Raw genomic sequence first — 16,987 nt, 5'->3', positions numbered from 1 at the left:
GATTAAAACATGATGAATTTAATCGGCACTGGCGATTTCAGAACCTGTTGATGCTGACCATTTTTGGCGAAGAGTAACTAACTGCGCCGTCAACAAACTCATGCAAAAACCTAACAGCGCGCCCAACACTAAGGATGGCACAATATTGGCGACATCCCCTGCCATGGCAAAAGTAATACAACAGCCAATAAAAGCGCCGGGAATAAAGCTTAATTTTTGATAACTGGCCTGCAGGCACATTGCCGAGGTCGCGATACCCGTAAACAAATAACCAGCCACAGGCGATACGAAGAAACTGCTACCGCTGATAATGAGCCAAGCCCAAAACACACCGGAAAGATTGGTGCACCACGCCATCATCACGCCTTGAAAACCGGCCTTCGGCTGAGCAAAGAAGGTGCTACAACCTAAAAAGCCAATCCAAGTAACGAGATGAAAGGCATCTGCGATACCACACCAGACAGCGGCTAATAGCCCCGCCGAAATAGCGACTTGCCAACGATTTTCCATGATGACCCCTTTGTATTGTTTTCACGGAAGTTAATACTCAAATGCGCTTAAGGTGCGGCTGTATTATGGTGTTATAGCGCCCTTCACTTCCGTGTCGATCAATTTTTAGTAGGGATCTGCAATCGAAAACAGACTCACAGGCCGACTAGGAACCGATTCAAATGAATGTGTACGCGAGTCCGCATACCTTAGGTCACTTGAGTAAACATATTGGTTAAATTACCTCTATTCTGGTAACAAAAACCTGATCTATTGCTAATTTTCGGCATTAATGCCCGTAAATTTGCTAACAAGCAATTTATTTGTGGTAAAAAAACGAAAAAAGCGCTTGTTAGGCGCTTTTTTGCTCACTCAGGTGTGGTTTACAGCATCACACCTTTAACTGTTTATTAACCGGCAGGTCGCGGATCCTAAGGCCTGTTGCGGCAAATATCGCATTGGTCAGGCTAGGTGCCACTGGCGGTACACCTGGCTCCCCTACACCCGCAGGCGGTGCATCCGAGTCGATAATGATGATCTCCATCTCTGGCACTTGGGGTAAACGTAGAAGCGGATAATCATGGAAGTTAGACTGCATCACCTTACCCTGTTGGTAACTGATCTCCCCCATTAGCGCCAAGCTTAACCCAAAGACTATCGCGCCTTCAGTCTGCGCTTTCACCCTGTCGGGGTTAACCACAGTGCCGGCATCAATCGCAGCAATGGCATTAAGCACTTTAAGTTGTTTATCCTCACCGACCTCAACCCGCATCGCCACCGCCACCACACTCACAAAGCTGCGGTGCACCGCAAAGCCCCAACCTTGATTCTTACCCGCTTTAGGCGCCTTAGCTTGGGCTTGTTCAACCGCCTCAATCACCTTGAGATAACGGCCGACATCAACGGGGTGACGAGTTAAGTCTTCGCCATAGTTGCCATATTTAAAGCCTTGGTTTTCAAAGGTCTCTCGCCTCGCTTGACCCAGTAAGCTGCGCCACATATCGGGGCAAGATAACTTGGCTTTATGGGCCATTTCATCGACAAAACTGCCCACGCCAAACCCATGTTGAATGTTACATACCGAGCGCATCCAACCGATACGGCTGTGGGCGCTGGCCTTGACGGCCTCGTAGCGTAAATTTGCGAGTGCAAAGGGCACATCGACAAAACCTAAGTCCAACTCTCCGCCGGATGGATACTCAACGCCCTCGGCAAAGGTGGAGCTGATCGACGGGAAGCCTGTACGCGCCAGTAGCGCCGTGGGTTTGTTATTGGCATCGAACAAGGCCTGATAACACTGGGCACTGATGGCATGGTAATAACCGTTTTGGATTTCATCCTCACGGCTCCAACTCACCTTAACCGGCCGTTTAAATTGTTTGGAGAGTAGCGCCGCCTCCACACTGAAATCCGGTTTGGACTTACGCCCAAAGCCGCCGCCCAATAGCGTCACATTCACTTTCACCGCATCTTCGGCAATACCTAAGGCCGCTGCCACATTTTGCTGGGTACTCTGCGGCGTTTGTGTCGATGCCCAAATTTCACAGCCCTTATCGGTCACATTGGCGGTGGCAACGGGTGGCTCAATGGAGGAATGGATGAGGTAAGGCACGGTATAAATAGCCTTAAGGGTATCGTCCTTCGGCCAGGCTTTGACCTCATCCCCAACTTGACGTACCACCTTGCCAGGGGCTTGTACCTTGTCCACCAGCTCTTGCAGATAAGTTTTAGAATCATGGCTGCTGTTGGCAGACTGAGTCCAGCTCACTTGCAAGGCTTTACGTCCCTGCAGCGCGCTCCAAGTGTTTGTCGCCACCACAGCTACGCCGCCTAAGGCTTGAAAAGCCGGAGCGCCCTTGGACGTTGGCAAACGGTATACATCGACCACCCCCGCTACTTTGCGCGCCGCACTATCGTCAAGACTTGCCACATCGCTCCCCAATACGGGTGGGCGCATAATGCTGGCATAAAGCATGTTATCCACTTGGATGTCATAGCCATAGACAGCCTTACCCGTGAGCATGGCCTGCATATCGACTATCTGACGCGAAGCCCCAATTTGCTTGAAATCCTTAACCGCCTTTAACCGCAGCGAATCGGCCGCTGGCAGTGGTAATCCCGCCGCATCGAGGGCTAATTCGCCAAAGCGCGCAGCACGGCCAGATTTGGCATGCAGCACTTGATGATCTTTGGCCTGCACTTCACTCACGGGGACTTTCCAGCGGGCTGCGGCGGCTTGTTCAAGCATGGTTCGAGCCATCGCGCCCATCTCACGCATGCGGTCATAGTTTTCGCGGATACTGCGACTACCATCGGTATTTTGGCTAGCGTAGCGTTTATCGGCGAGTCCTTGAATAGGCACAATTTTATCCCAATCGGCCTCCAGCTCTTCGGCCAAGATTTGTAAAATCCCAGTGCGGATCCCCTGACCCATCTCAGAGCGGTGACAGGTCAAATAGACCTTGTCATCCTCACCGATGGCGATAAACAGATTGAGCCGCGCCTGCTGATCCTGCGCCAATGTCATGGGGCTCCAACTGAGGCCACTCGCCCCAAGGGCGAGACCGCCCCCGACAGCACCGAAGAGTTTTAACACATCGCGGCGACTGATATTTTCAACTGCGGTGAATGTACTCATCTTAGCCCTCCTGTTTGGCATAGCTTTGCAGCGCCGCTTTTATCCGAGGATAGGTACCGCAGCGACACAAATTACCCGACATTGCAGCATCAATTTGCTCCGCCGACGGTTTAGGATGCTGAGTGACTAAGGCCGCCGCCGACATTAATTGCCCGGCCTGACAATAACCACACTGGGGCACATTGTGCTCGGCCCAAGCATTTTTAAGCTTTTGATTATCCAGCCCTTCAATCGTGGTCAGTTGTTTGCCTTGCGCCTGGGATACGCTGGTTAAACAGGCGCGTACAGGTTGACCATCTAAATGCACGGTACACGCGCCGCAGAGCCCGGCGCCGCAACCATATTTAGTGCCCGTTAAGCCTAAAATATCCCGTAACGCCCAGAGGATGGGCATATTCGGATCCGCATTTAAGGTAAAAGATCTGCCATTAATGGTCAGGTTTTGGGAAGGCATCGCAAGACTCTGGTCCTTTGTCGCCTCCGAGGATGGTATTGCCATAACTCACTCCTTAAGTGCCAACCACGACGCAAGATCGGCTTTAGTATCAATATCAATCGCGGCATGGGGTAAGGGAAAAGCCACTAACTCACCCACATTTGCCAGTTGTTTTAAGATGGATTTGGCGCCGCGATCGCCGGTCAAATCCGTTAATAAATCGAGTATTGAGGCATTAAAAATAGCAGGGGCACCTAATTCATCCAACTTCCCTGCTTCGTGATGATAAAGTGCGCCCACAGATTGCTGACTCGTTTGCCAAGTCTCAATCAACTGCCGATAGTCTTCAAATGTCAGCGCGACCTGATCCGCTAAGGTGAGTAACATGCCATCAAACTGCTGCGCTTTTGCAAAGTCCGCCGCAGCGCGCAGCGACGATGACAAACCCGTCTGCCAGTCGGCATTATGCAGTAGCGTGAATTGATTCGCCCCAAAAGCCTCAAGTTGGGGACGAAGTTCGTGGGCATGGGCACCAAGCACCACCAGCAGCGAAGCGCTGACTTGATTGGATGACTCCATTGCCAATGGCGCTGAGGTGAAGCGAGCCAAACGGTCGATATGGCGTTGTATGATGCTTTGCCCGCTATTTGCATTTGAGGACGTGGATAAGGGCTGTGCCAGTTTAATCCCCTGAAATCGCCTGCTCTCACCCGCGGCCAGCACGACAATTAACAGCCGTTGGCGGCTCAGCATTAGGGCATTATCCCATCGAGGGTCGAACATGGCGCGCCGTGTAGCACCCCATGGCATTGGGCTAAAATGCTCAATGCCACAGCGCAGGGTAACTCGCCACCAAGCGCAAGCCCCGCAGGCGCCGAGAAGTAACCGCTAAATGATTCGGTACTGAGGTCGGCCATCGCCAGCACTTTGTCCCGCCTATGGGCAGGCCCCAAGAGCGCAACATATTTAAGATCATAAGCTTGAATGGCCTTTAGCGCTGCGGCATCCAAGTTCAAGTTGTGGTGCATCACAACGGCACAGTCCAACTGCGCGATAAGCCCTTCGACCTCATCAAGACTTTGCTTAACGATATGGGCGTGGGGGAAATCGGCAGTTCGAGCATACGCAGTGCGAGTATCAAAAACACTGACTTGCCAACCTAAACTGTGGGCAATTGCCGCCACAGGCTGGGCATCAATTCCGCCGCCAAAAATCCCTAAATGAAATCGCGGTCTTAAGGGAATGATTAACGTATCCCCTTCGGTGGCGCTGAATATCCCTGATTTTGCAAAATCCGCCGTTGGAAAAGGTGCGTTATCCACCGAATAAAACTGCGCCGAGTAACTGCGAGCATCGCTGCCCGCAGGTGCGAGAGGCAATTGATAAAAACCTGATTGCCTCTTACGCAGCGCTTTTGCCACTTCGACAAGCCCTATGTCGTGATTTTCTTTTAGTAGTGGGATCAACATGATATCGACTTTGCCACCACAACCTAGGCGGTAGCTGGCATCGGATTCATCCGTCGCATCGTAGGTGACGCAGGCAATCTGTTGCGACTGCATGGCATTTTGCGCATGGCGACGCAGATCCGCCTCTAAACAGCCACCGCTTAATATCCCGGCGCCTTGGCCAAATTCATGGAACAGCATCATGGCGCCAGGTTTACGGTAGGACGAGCCTTGAATATGGGTGATCACCGCCAACACCCAAGCATCATCGGCTAAGGGTAACCAATGCTCTAATAAGTCTTCAATTTGCTGAACCATGCACAACACTCCATGCTTGCATCTGCGGCGATATAGATGAGTGAAGCCAATAAATGACATTCGACTTAACAAGTTAGCAAAGCTGAACTCGCATTGATAGGGGAAATGGTGAACAAAATATTGCGGCAAGCGAAACGAAGATAAGCAGCAATGGCAGCGAAAGTGAATGGGCTAAATGGATTGTTCGCGACGCATGGGCACGCGTCGCGATGAAGAAGCGTCTACCTAGAGTAATAATTGATCGGCGACAAAGGGGTTGTGTTCGCGCTCTTCCCCAAAGGTCGACATAGGACCATGGCCGGGAATAAATTCCACATCCGCCCCTAAAGGCCAGAGTTTAGTGGTGATGGATTGGATTAAATCCTGATGATTAGATTGCGGAAAATCCGTACGCCCAATCGAGCTCCTAAACAGAATATCGCCCACCCAAGCCAGATGCGCGTCAGCCGAATAAAATGCCACGTGACCCGGAGTATGCCCAGGGCAATGCAACACTTTTAAGCTTTGCTCACCCACAGTGACTACATCTCCATCCTGCAAATATTGCTCGGGCTCAAAGGTATCACAGTGGGGAAACCCAAAGTTTTGGCTCTGTTTGGGCAGATTATCAATCCAAAACTTATCCGCTACATGAGGCCCCACTATAGGAACATTTGTTTGCTGGGCTAATAATTTAGCGCCCCCCACATGGTCGATATGACCATGAGTGAGTAAGATTTTTTCGAGGGTGAGCCCCAGTTTGTTCATTTCGCCTAGAATACGGTCGACATTCCCTCCCGGATCGACAACCGCGGCACGCTTCGTTTTTTCACACCAGATCAAGCTGCAATTCTGCTGGAAAGGTGTCACAGGAATAATTTGGTACTTCATAGCTTCAATCTCGTGTTATCCATAGCCGATAGATTACGCTAAGAGGCTTATCATGGCTCAAATTTTTACAATAAAAATTGATCTTGACCAAAGGCGAATCAAATAATCCTAACTTGCGACAACAGGGCTTTTGTATACAATCTGCCATAAACAACAGACCCTACCCTTAAGGTTAATTGATGAAACCCGATATGATGCTCGCCGGTGTCCTCGCCAAAAAACACACATTCAACCTGCCACTTGATTATCAACAACCGATTGGTGAACAGATCAGTGTGTTCGCGCGGGAGCTCTGCGCCATTGAAAATAAAGATAAAAAACTACCTTATATCGTCTTTTTTCAGGGTGGCCCCGGCTTTGCTGCCATGCGCCCAGCGAATAACAGCGGTTGGATCCGCCGCGCACTCAAAGAGTTTAGAGTATTATTGCTCGACCAACGGGGAACTGGGCTTTCTAGCCCCATTAATTACCAAAGCCTCGGGCACTTAACGCCTGAACAGCAGGCCGAATATTTAAGCCATTTTAGGGCCGATAATATCGTCCGTGATGCCGAATCAATTCGCGCCCAGCTTTGCCCCGCCGACAAGTGGGCGATTCTAGGTCAAAGCTTCGGTGGTTTCTGCGTGCTGCATTATTTAAGCGCCGCGCCTCAGGGTGTGAGTGAAGCCTATATCACCGGCGGCATTCCTTCCCTTACGCGCAGCAGTGATGAAGTCTATCAGGCCACCTATCAGCGCGTGCTCGCCAAGAATAAGGACTTCTTCCAGCGCTTCCACGATGCGCAGCATCTCGTGACTCGCCTCGCCAAACATTTACTCGATCATCCAGTGCAGTTAGCCACGGGCGAGCGCCTCACGGTTGAAATGTTGCAACTGCTCGGCATTAACTTGGGCATGGAGCAAGGCCCAGAGTCGGTTTACTATTTGCTTGAACAAGCACTGGTGCACTCGCCCCAAGGTGATTATATCAACCCGCTGTTTTTAAATCATTTCTGCCAATTACTCGACTACAACACTAACCCAATTTTTGCCCTGTTACACGAGGCCATCTACTGCCAACACAGTGCGTCACAGTGGTCTGCCCATAAGGTGCGTGAACAGTATCCAGCCTTTAACTATCAAGTGGGTAAGCCTTTCCTGTTTACCGGTGAGATGATTTACCCTTGGATGTTTGAGCAATTTAGCCATTTAGCCCCACTCCAAGCCGCGGCCAATCTCCTTGCCCATAAAACGGACTGGCCGGCGCTATACAATCTTGAGCAGCTCAGCCAAAACCGCGTCCCGGTTGCGGCCGCGATTTACAGCGAAGATATGTATGTCGAGATGAACTACAGCCTAGAAACGGCCAAACAAGTAGCTCATCTAAAGTATTGGTTAACCTCGGAATATGAGCACAATGGCATTCGAATGGATGGCGAGCGGATCTTAGATAAGCTCATCAGTATCAACCGCGGTGACAGCTTAAGATAAATGTTAATTTTAAGGGTTAATTAAGTAAAAGCTGTCATTGTGTGCTGGCTCCTCATCCATATGAGTGATTTTGGCTACAACATTCAACGACCAATTTTCCGTAAGAGTAATCCGTATTGGCTTACTCTTTTTTTTGCCTAAAAAAATGCACTCAACCGGGTTGAGTGCATGACAAAGATAGTCAAAAAAAGCAGGGGAGCGAGTTTCTAATCGAGATGAAATTAACGTTTCATCTGAGGATAAGTAAATTCATGGCATTGATTGCAATAGACTTTACTTTCTTTATGTTCCTGATGGCAGTAAGTACATGGCAGATCAGTACCATAGTGCAGACTGTCATGGGGATTAGGCTCAACCGAATGGCCCGCATCGGCTGGACGCTTAGTCAGCTTAGCCACCTCCTCGGGTGTACCATGGCAGCTACTGCAAGTCGCTGCATCGGGAACGGTTTTACGTTTTGCATCACCGTGGCATGCCGCGCAATCGACTTTACCATCGGCTCCTGTCATCACCTCTTTATGGTAATCCTTGATATTCAATGCATTAGCGGCCATTGGCGTTGCCAGCATGACACCGAGTAATAGAATAAATACGGGTTTTAACATCAGAGTCTTCCTAGGCGGGGCATCGCGCCCCGCATCGTAGATTAATAGTTTGCAATAAAGTCAGTTGACGCTTGGATATCGGGGGTAAACGGACGGTCCTTGGCGACAAAAGGCACTTTTTCACGGTAGGCCTTGTACATGGCTTGTGTGGCCTTGCCGAGCTGTAGATCTGGGTGAGCTTGCTTACGTAAATCAATCGCTTGAGTAGAGTGCAGCAGTTCTAAGCCATAGATGACTCGGGTGTTATCCACGATTTGGATCAGGTTGTCCGACGCCAACTTAAGGTTAGTGAAGGTATCTTCAATCCCACCAGCGATAGAGATCCCATCGAAGGAGACTGGCGTGGCTAACTGCTTATTACGCACTTGCATATCGACAAAGGCTTTTTGAATCGCACCGAAGGCATGGCCTTGATTTTCCGGCGCACTCAGAAAGCGCGTCAGCTTAGTAAAGTGCTCATCGGACAGATGAATAGTACGCATCACACTGTTATGGGACACATGGGTCAGGGCCACACTCAGGTTTTGCACCGCGAGTGCCACAGGCAGCGGCTCAAAGTTAGTGGTAGGGAACACACCGCCCTGCCCTTCGACCAAATATTTAGCCACTTGTGGGAACTGGGCATACTGGTTCGACGCGCCCACAATCACTGCTGGGTTATCGTCTGAATGGTTGATTTGGATATTGATCACTTCATCCAGTGAGGCTAAAGCCTGCTCGGCGCCTGCAAAAGTGTAAGCCGTGGTTCTAAAGCTTAACGGATCCTGTAATGGACGTTCATCGTTTAGCTGCCATAAATAGCTACCATCGAGCTGCTTTAGAATGTCACTGGTGGCCGATTTAATGTAAGGGAACGGCCGGATGTCGTTGGTTTGCGGCAAGAATGGCGCCACGTTACCGTTTAATCCCTCAAGGCTTAAGCCAAAGACGGTAGGCGATACGGACAACAATTGCTTCGCCTCACGGTAACCTTGCATGGCATAGGCAACGGCAAAGGCATTGTTAGACAAAATCGATAGCGCGTCTTTACCCATAGGTGCTAAGGGGGTGATCCCCGCATCGGCCATCGCCTCTTTACTGCTCACACGCTGACCTTTGTAGAACACCTCCCATTCACCAATCATGGCTAAACCGACATGGGATGACAGCAGAATATCCGCTTCACCTACCGTGCCCTTGGCTGGGATAACAGGTGTCAGCCCTTGGTTAAGATAGGCTTCATAAAGCTCGGCCACCACAGGTTGCACACCAGTTTGTCCGGCCAGCATAGTATTTAACCGCACGGCTAAGGCTAAGCGTGTTAAGCGGATGGGCGTAGCTTCACCGACACCAGCACTGTGGGCACGCAGGGTGCTGAGGTTAAAGCTTCGAGAGGCATCGAGCACGGCATCACTCAGCTTACCGTTGGCATCGAACAGCTTGTGATCTTTGTTTAGCCCAACGCCCACGGTTAAGCCATACACAGGTTTGCCCAGACGCGCCGCTTCCATCAGTAGTGCGTTTGCTTTCACGAGTTGGGTCTTGGCCTGAGGTGCAATCTTCACTTTTGCACCATCGGCAATTGCCCAGGCTTGGTCTTGGGTTAAATGTTTACCGTCGAGTACTACTTGCTCCATCGCGAGTGCGCTGCCTGAAAGTAGACTCAAGGTGAGTGAGGCCATCAACATGGATTTATTCATTATCATTCTCCAACATTTTGTTATTTTTAATAAAATCTAAGCTTGCTTGAGCGTCACAGCACTTGCCGCGGCGCAGTTACGACCGGCATTACGCCCAGTGACAACCCCTTCGGCCACGGCACAGGCGCCTAAACGGCTGGCACCATGAATACCGCCCGTGGCTTCGCCAGCGGCATATAATCCGGGAATGGCTTTATTGCTGACCAAATGCAGTACTTCGGATTGGGTATTTACCTTCACGCCGCCCATGCAGTAATGCACCTTCGGCCACATGCGCACCGCATACCAAGGCCCTTTATCGAGCACTATCGCCTCCTGCATAGGGCGATCGAACTCTTTATCTACCCCTGTTTTCACCGCTTCGTTCCAACGCGCGACCTGCGCCTTTAATGCCTTAGCTGGCATGCCGTAAATCGTGGCCAGTTCATCTAAGGTCTCGGCCTTGCTGATGACCTTGTATTTCAGGCCCCAATCTAAGGTCTGTGCCTTACTGGCTCCGGCAGCATTAGTAAAACCAATGGGATAGACAGGCTGCCCCTTCTCATCCCGTCGGGTCATGATGGCGTCGGCACGGGCTTTACGGTCGGCTAATTCATTGAAAAAACGCTCTCCGGTGCGCACATCCACCACAATGCCGTGGGGATAGGTGGCGATAGTGTTGAACTGGGAAGCCGTACCAAATCCCTTCTCGTCGGGGGATGCCCATGGGCCAAGCTGAATTTGGTCTAAATGAATGGGATTGGCTCCAATGAGCATCATCTGTTTGAGCGCCTCAGAGGTGGCACCTGCATGGTTGGTTGAATCTAAATCACTATTTAGCTCAGGTAATTGCATCATGCGGTATTCAATATCGCGACCAAAACCGCCAGTCGCCATAATCACGCCACGTCGCGCGCCGATTCGAGATATTTTACCCGTGCGCTCATTGGGAAAATAAAAACCTTCGCGAACTTCGACACCGATCACCCGTCCGGCCTCATCTTGTACAAAGCCTTCGAGCTTGGTCTGATTTTTCATGATGACGCCCTTGTCTCGGGCAGCTTTAATTAGGGGGCGAATAATGCCAGCGCCTGAACTTTCAACGGTTTGTAACACTCGTTGTACCGAGTGGCCGCCAAAGTGCTGAACAAACGGCTTCCAGTTCACGCCGTAATCGATCAGCCACTGGCAGGATTCTGCGGTGCCGTTACACACCAGTTTGAGCATTTCCACATCGTTCATGCCGCGACCAGCCCGTAGCATGTCCGCCACCATGGCATCGACTGAGTCTTCAATGCCTGCCTGCTTCTGTAGGGCTGAACCTGCGACCGCCATGGCGCCGCCGTTGATGGTCGAGTTGCCACCAAACACGGGCATCTTATCGATAACCATCACGCTCACGCCGGCTTCTCTGGCCTGCAACGCCGCAGACATACCCGCAAAACCGCTGCCAACCACGAGCACATCGACGATTTCATCGAAGTTGATAGGCGCAGAGTCACAGCTGGCAGATACTGGCAACGCGATACTCGCCCCGAGCCCTGCGGCCATGACCATACCGCCCTTTAATAATTGTCGACGCCCCGAATTAATACCTTGGGTTTTACTCATGCTGATTTCCTTCAATAATCACTGGAACTTGTCAGCGTGAAAGTGCAGATGCTGTGCCAAGCACCTAAAAAGAGGTATTTAAGCGGGGAACTTTGATTGCAGGCACAAAATCACGAAATATAAAGATCTACAATCACGATACTTAGTGATTAACTTGAAATATCAATGGAAAAACACTTCTATTACGAATCAACCCTAAGACTCTGTAGCAGTCTGCAGCTCGAAAAATCGTTGCACAGTTACTTCGAGTTTATTCGGAATGAACTGCCTATTGACGGGCTATTTGTGAATATTTTTCGCAAACAATTTAATGATATACAGTTTATCGCCCATGTTGATGATAGCCATTACTGCACGTTAGATAAGCGCATCCAAATTCCTGAGAAGATGGCGCAATACTTAGAAGATCCCGAGCGACCAAGGGTCAGAATTGTTAACGATATAGAGCATGATCCTGTCACCTCTTTAGTCGCACCACAGGTGATTAAAGACATTCGCTCGGTGATTATTCTGCGAATGTCGATAGAAAATACCCACCTTGGGATAGTCGGCTTTTATGCCAAAACCACTGGAGTTTTTAGGCCCCGCCATGCCGACTTAATCGCGCCGCATATGCAAAACCTCGCGCTGATCACGGCGCTGAATTTAAGGGATCGCAACTTACTCAAAGAAAACGAAGCGCTCTCCAAGCAAAACGTAAGTCTGCGTCGCACCTTAGATATTCAAAATGGCGTGGTTGGCGCCAATTCTGGCCTGAAACAGGTCATGCAGCAGGTGCAATCCATCGCCAAAATCAACACCACAGTGTTAATGCTTGGGGAAACGGGCTGCGGCAAGGAAGTCATAGCCAATGCCATTCACGAATTGTCGGAGCGCTCGGGTAAGCCTTTTATCAAGGTAAACTGTGGCGCCATTCCTGATACCTTGATTGATTCAGAGCTTTTTGGTTATGAAAAAGGCGCATTTACCGGCGCCGATTCACGCAAAATTGGTTACTTCGAGCAGGCCAATGGTGGCACCATTTTCTTAGACGAAATTGGGGAACTACCGCTTTCGGCTCAAGTTAGGTTACTCAGGGTACTGCAAAATAGTTGTATCACCCGCGTTGGCGGCCACGATGCGGTGCAACTCGATATTCGTATTGTGGCCGCAACCCACAGAAACCTTCAGGCCATGGTGCATAGAGAAGTGTTTCGTGAAGATCTCTGGTATCGGCTGGCGATTTTCCCTATCGAGATCCCATCGCTCAGACAAAGACGCACTGATATACCTCTGCTGGTACAACATTTTATCGAGCAGCTCAGTGCCAAGTTCAATTTACCGCAGCTGCCAAGAATCGCCCCAGAACAACTGAATATTCTCAACCAATATGGTTGGCCAGGGAATGTGCGCGAACTCATTAATGTGCTCGAGCGCGCCATCATTCAGCACCCCGCAGGGCCACTGGATTTTAGCTTTCTGGCGCCACAGAGCCTCGAAACCGTAAAAACCCCATCCAATCAAACCGTAATTATCGATCCAAGTCATGCCAGCGATAAGCTGGTGCCGCTCGAGGTGATGACCAAAAAATACATCAGCCATGCCTTAAGGATCACGGGGGGTAAACTCTATGGCCCAGGCGGCGCCGCCGAATTGCTGGATATCAATGCCAATACCCTGCGCAGTAAAATGAAGAAGTTAGGGATTGTGTAACGCATTGATAAGAAATGGATAGTTATGAAAAAGGCCACTATATGTGGCCTTTGCTTTATTTTGCCGAATTAATTGGCCAATTAGAAGAAATAACGGATACCAACGGCATAGTTATTATCTTGTAGATCTTCGTAGGCTTTATCATCCATATCGCTGAAATCGATTTTGGCTTCGGCATACATAATAGTGTCGCGGCTATAGCGATAATGCAGGCCTAGTACAGCAAATTGGCGGGTCCATTTACCTTGGATGACGGTGTTTTCATCGGTGTCCAAATCTTGGTAAGTCAGCAATAAGCTAGGTACGAATCCGTTATCGTAGTGGTAAGCAACAATAAATTCGGCGCCGGTTGAGTCGTAGAGATCGCCACCGACTAACTCATTTTGCTCACTCTTATGGGCGTTGAAACCGACATATAGGCCGTCGGCATCACGACCCGGCGCATATTGGTAGAAGCTGCCATATTGGGCGCCGATACCGATGATTTGATTGGTATTATCGACGTCTTTACCCGCAAGATTGCCGATGAAGTCACCACGGTTAAAGCCCGCTAACACCTTAAATTTGTCGGTGAAATAGTAAGTCGCACTCGCACCATAGCTAGGTTCGAAACTCAGCTCAGAACCATCGTTTAAGGCATTGCCTAAATTGTCATAGAGCGCCACATCGCTATTTTGCTTAGAGGCGTATTGCACCGCGATATGCAAATTGCCAAAGGTATTACGGTATTGCAGCGCTGCATCCGCACGCCCCGCGCCGGTGAGGCCGCCATCACCGAAGGTATAAGCACCGACAGACCAGCCGGTAAAGGCATTGAGCACGTCTGTGGTGTAAGCCACATCATAATAAGCCCCCCACTGCTTACCAAAGGTGAGCGAGCCCCATTTGTCGTGCGACATGCCGACATAACCTAAACGGTTAAAGAGGAAATCTGAGGTTTTTGAAGCCGATAACTGACCACCACCTTGACCTTGGGTATAGATCAGACCATCGTCACTGGTGACCATGTTAATGCCCCATTCGGTATGGGCAAAGGAGCGCCAGCCATTTTTCTCTTGGCGGTCGAAACGAAATCCCACGCGGGAAAAGTTATCAATTACTGAGGTTTCGTGGCCATCGTTTAACGCCGCAAAGCCTAGCCAACCCATCATATTGACGCTATTGGTTTGATCGTTATACAGCTCGACCGCTTGCGTTGTACCAGTGAGCAGCACCGCAGGGATCATCACTGCTAGCAATTTCTTTTTCATATCATCTACACCTTTTAATTCAGCTAAATCATAAATAATCATATGATTTAATTGGCTTATTATATTCTCCAGCCAATACACAGCAGTTTGCATGCCACGGCGCTGAAAAGCTGAATTTGAAGGTGTTTTTTAGAAGTGGATCCGCCAATCACGAAATATCGTGATTGGCGGTAATTAAATATCGCGGAATAAATTAAATATCGTTACCAAATCCCGTGGTTTAGCGACAGTTTGATCACATATGTGTCATCAAGCTTGGGCAGGCACTTTGCTCGTTCGCCGTCTAGGGGCAGTCGGTTTAGCTGTCGTGGAGGTAGAAGATGCTGCGGCTGAATTGCTAGCATTCCCTTTTTTAGGCCCAGTGCCGGCTTTTTTCACGCCAGCAGCGCCTCTGGCTCCGGCTTTTCGATAACCGGACTTTTTAGTCGCGGCACGCTTAAAGCCCTGCCCTTTTAAGCCATTGAGGGCTGAGGGCAATTGAGCACCCGCATTTTCGATTAAGTTATTTAGCGTCCCCAGCAGTGGTTGCATAAAGCCTTGATAAGAGATTTCTTTATGGCAGATACCGTTTAGGCTTGCCTCCCACTGCGCCGTCATATCGGGCGTCGTGGCGCTAGTGGGTAAACTATTGATTAAGCCCTTGCCTACCTCAGTGGCTACAATCGACTTGCCCTGACGCTGAATAAAGCCTCTCTTAAACAGCAGTTCAATAATGCCTGCGCGAGTCGCTTCCGTACCTAGGCCATCGGTTTCCTTTAAAATTTTACGGATCTCGGGGTCAGTGACATAACGGTTAATCCCCGTCATTGCGCTCAGCAAAGTCGCATCGGTAAAAGCCTTGGGTGGTTGAGTTTGCTTCTCGACTAATTCACCGTGGTGACAATGAAGCACTTGCCCTAAGGTAAGCGGCGGTAGCTGACCAACATATTCCCCTTCCCCTTCCCCTTCCTCTGCGTCCTTATCGCCTTGCGTAAAACTCGCTGTGGATGATGCGTCTTTTCGTTCGTTCTCTTCTCTAGCAAACAGTTGTTTCCAACCGAGAGATTTATCCTGTTTTGCCTTGGTTTTAAAAAGGCCACCTTCGATCGTCACCTCGACCGCAGTTTCACTGTAGCAATAGGCGGGGTAAAACTGTGCCAAATACTGACGGGCAATATGCAGATAAAGCTGTCTTTCCCGCTGGCTTAAGCCAACTAAATTAGGCTGTTTTTCCGTTGGAATAATAGCGTGGTGCGCATCAACTTTTTTATCATCCCACGCCTTAGATTTAAGCCGAGGATTCGGCGCCTCAGCGTGTACGACTAACTCGGGCGCACCGCCCGTAATGGCCGCTAATACCCCGCTTGCAAGCCCATGCTGCTCTGTCGGCAAATAACGGCTGTCTGAGCGTGGATAGGTGATTAGCTTATGGCGCTCGTATAAGCTCTGGCAGGTATCGAGCACGTCCTTCGCGCTCATCCCAAAGCGCTTGGCCGCATCGATTTGCAGCGCCGATAAACTGTAAGGTAAAGGCGGATTCTGCTGCTTATCCTTAGTGCTTAACTGGGTCACTTTGGCGGATTTATCGGTGATCCGCCGCACCACATTTTGCGCTAACCCCTTAGCGAGCACGCGCCCTTCCTCATCCATATAGGGTAAGCAGGCTTCACTAGGTTGCCACTTCGCCGTAAAAGCCTGATCTTTGTCCGTCACTAAGTGAGCCAGAACCTCATAAAAAGGCTTAGATTGAAAGTTCGCGATTTCTTCATCGCGGCGCACGATAAGCCCAAGCAGTGGTGTCTGTACTCGACCAACCGATAGTACGCCCTGATAGCCGACCTTTTTCCCTTGGATGGTGTAGGCCCGGGTCATATTCATGCCATAGAGCCAATCGGCGCGGCTTCGGGCCAGTGCCGAAGTCGACAAAGGAATAAACTCACGATTACTGCGAAGTTGCGACAGGGCACGCTTCACCGCCTGCGGGTTTAAGTCGCTGATAAGGAGTCGCTGCGTTTGCTGTAATTTATCGCCCGTCACACCCAAATAGGCGATCACTTCATCAACCAATAGCTGCCCTTCTCGGTCGGGATCGCCAGCGTTCACTAGCGTATCGGCCTGTTTCACCAGCTTTTTAAGTACTGTGAGTTGGCTGCGGGTCGCGGCCTTAGGTTTAAGCTGCCACTTCTCGGGCACTATGGGTAAATGCTCAAACTTCCACGATTTAAACTCGGGATTATAGGCATCGGGCTCGGCCTGTTCGAGCAAGTGCCCCACACACCAAGACACACAGTTGCCCTGGGCGTCTTCAATAAACCCGTCACCTTTTTTGTGGGGTTTAGGCAGCACATCGGCAATTGCACGCCCAAGGCTTGGTTTTTCAGCAATATAGAGGATCATATCTACATTAAACACTGGATATAATTACAGTGCAATTTAGCCCAAAGCAGACAAGAGTGCAAACCGCCGTTTTATCTTGATGGCCGATTTAACTCGCTCTGCGGCAATGGAACACTAAAGCTGTGTA

General features: G+C 50.0%; 13 protein-coding genes. 2 read left to right on the top strand and 11 right to left on the bottom strand.

Translation table 11 applies throughout. The annotated features are described in order from the left end of the window. Positions 1-18: 18 nt before the first annotated feature. The 6 genes from K0H59_RS07865 to K0H59_RS07840 all read right to left on the bottom strand — a co-directional run bounded on the left by K0H59_RS07865 (position 19) and on the right by K0H59_RS07840 (position 6,199). Entirely contained in the window at positions 19-510 is a 492-nt protein-coding gene (locus K0H59_RS07865) for a DUF1097 domain-containing protein (RefSeq protein ID WP_011622224.1), read from the bottom strand. A gap of 370 nt (positions 511-880) precedes the next feature. Continuing rightward, entirely contained in the window at positions 881-3,127 is a 2,247-nt protein-coding gene (locus K0H59_RS07860) for a molybdopterin cofactor-binding domain-containing protein (RefSeq protein WP_220055167.1), read from the bottom strand. 1 nt (position 3,128) lies between these two features. Continuing rightward, positions 3,129-3,626 (bottom strand): (2Fe-2S)-binding protein, encoded by a 498-nt coding sequence (locus K0H59_RS07855; RefSeq protein WP_220055166.1) that lies wholly within the window; start codon positions 3,624-3,626, stop codon positions 3,129-3,131. A 3-nt stretch (positions 3,627-3,629) separates the two neighbouring features. Then, positions 3,630-4,316, bottom strand: a complete 687-nt coding sequence (locus tag K0H59_RS07850; protein WP_220055573.1) for an NTP transferase domain-containing protein — start codon at positions 4,314-4,316, stop codon at positions 3,630-3,632. After that, positions 4,316-5,329 (bottom strand): XdhC family protein, encoded by a 1,014-nt coding sequence (locus K0H59_RS07845; protein ID WP_220055165.1) that lies wholly within the window; start codon positions 5,327-5,329, stop codon positions 4,316-4,318. The genes K0H59_RS07850 and K0H59_RS07845 overlap by 1 nt, the downstream gene beginning before the upstream one ends. A 225-nt stretch (positions 5,330-5,554) precedes the next feature. Continuing rightward, on the bottom strand, positions 5,555-6,199 hold the full coding sequence (locus tag K0H59_RS07840; RefSeq protein WP_220055164.1) for an MBL fold metallo-hydrolase: 645 nt from the start codon (positions 6,197-6,199) through the stop codon (positions 5,555-5,557). Between the two features lie 179 nt (positions 6,200-6,378). Between K0H59_RS07840 and K0H59_RS07835 the strand changes: the two genes are divergently transcribed. Then, complete coding sequence (locus K0H59_RS07835) at positions 6,379-7,668, top strand: alpha/beta fold hydrolase (RefSeq protein ID WP_220055163.1); 1,290 nt, start codon at positions 6,379-6,381, stop codon at positions 7,666-7,668. A gap of 221 nt (positions 7,669-7,889) precedes the next feature. Here K0H59_RS07835 and K0H59_RS07830 read toward each other — a convergent pair whose 3' ends face one another. From K0H59_RS07830 to K0H59_RS07820, 3 genes are read right to left on the bottom strand one after another with little or no spacing between them, the layout of a single operon-like run. Then, on the bottom strand, positions 7,890-8,273 hold the full coding sequence (locus K0H59_RS07830) for a cytochrome c3 family protein (RefSeq protein ID WP_220055162.1): 384 nt from the start codon (positions 8,271-8,273) through the stop codon (positions 7,890-7,892). A 41-nt stretch (positions 8,274-8,314) separates the two neighbouring features. Continuing rightward, a complete protein-coding gene (gene hutH / locus K0H59_RS07825; protein WP_220055161.1) occupies positions 8,315-9,952 on the bottom strand; it encodes a histidine ammonia-lyase in 1,638 nt (545 codons plus the stop codon). A gap of 36 nt (positions 9,953-9,988) precedes the next feature. Beyond that, entirely contained in the window at positions 9,989-11,542 is a 1,554-nt protein-coding gene (locus K0H59_RS07820; protein ID WP_220055160.1) for a flavocytochrome c, read from the bottom strand. A 165-nt stretch (positions 11,543-11,707) separates the two neighbouring features. Here K0H59_RS07820 and K0H59_RS07815 point away from each other — a divergent pair, with 165 nt between their 5' ends. Continuing rightward, complete coding sequence (locus K0H59_RS07815) at positions 11,708-13,234, top strand: sigma-54-dependent Fis family transcriptional regulator (RefSeq protein WP_220055159.1); 1,527 nt, start codon at positions 11,708-11,710, stop codon at positions 13,232-13,234. 80 nt (positions 13,235-13,314) lie between these two features. On the opposite strand, the gene K0H59_RS07810 is transcribed toward K0H59_RS07815, so the two are convergent. Further along, on the bottom strand, positions 13,315-14,484 hold the full coding sequence (locus K0H59_RS07810; RefSeq protein ID WP_220055158.1) for a porin: 1,170 nt from the start codon (positions 14,482-14,484) through the stop codon (positions 13,315-13,317). 249 nt (positions 14,485-14,733) lie between these two features. Further along, positions 14,734-16,860 carry a DNA topoisomerase III gene (locus K0H59_RS07805; protein ID WP_220055157.1) on the bottom strand — a complete coding sequence of 709 codons (2,127 nt, stop codon included), beginning with the start codon at positions 16,858-16,860 and terminating at the stop codon, positions 14,734-14,736. Positions 16,861-16,987: the final 127 nt, after the last annotated feature.

The sequence above is a fragment of the Shewanella sp. FJAT-51649 genome, assembly GCF_019457435.1.
Classification (GTDB): Bacteria; Pseudomonadota; Gammaproteobacteria; order Enterobacterales; family Shewanellaceae; genus Shewanella; species Shewanella mangrovisoli.
The sequence above is the reverse complement of the archived record's forward strand: the minus strand, read 5'-3'. Positions and strand labels throughout refer to the sequence as shown.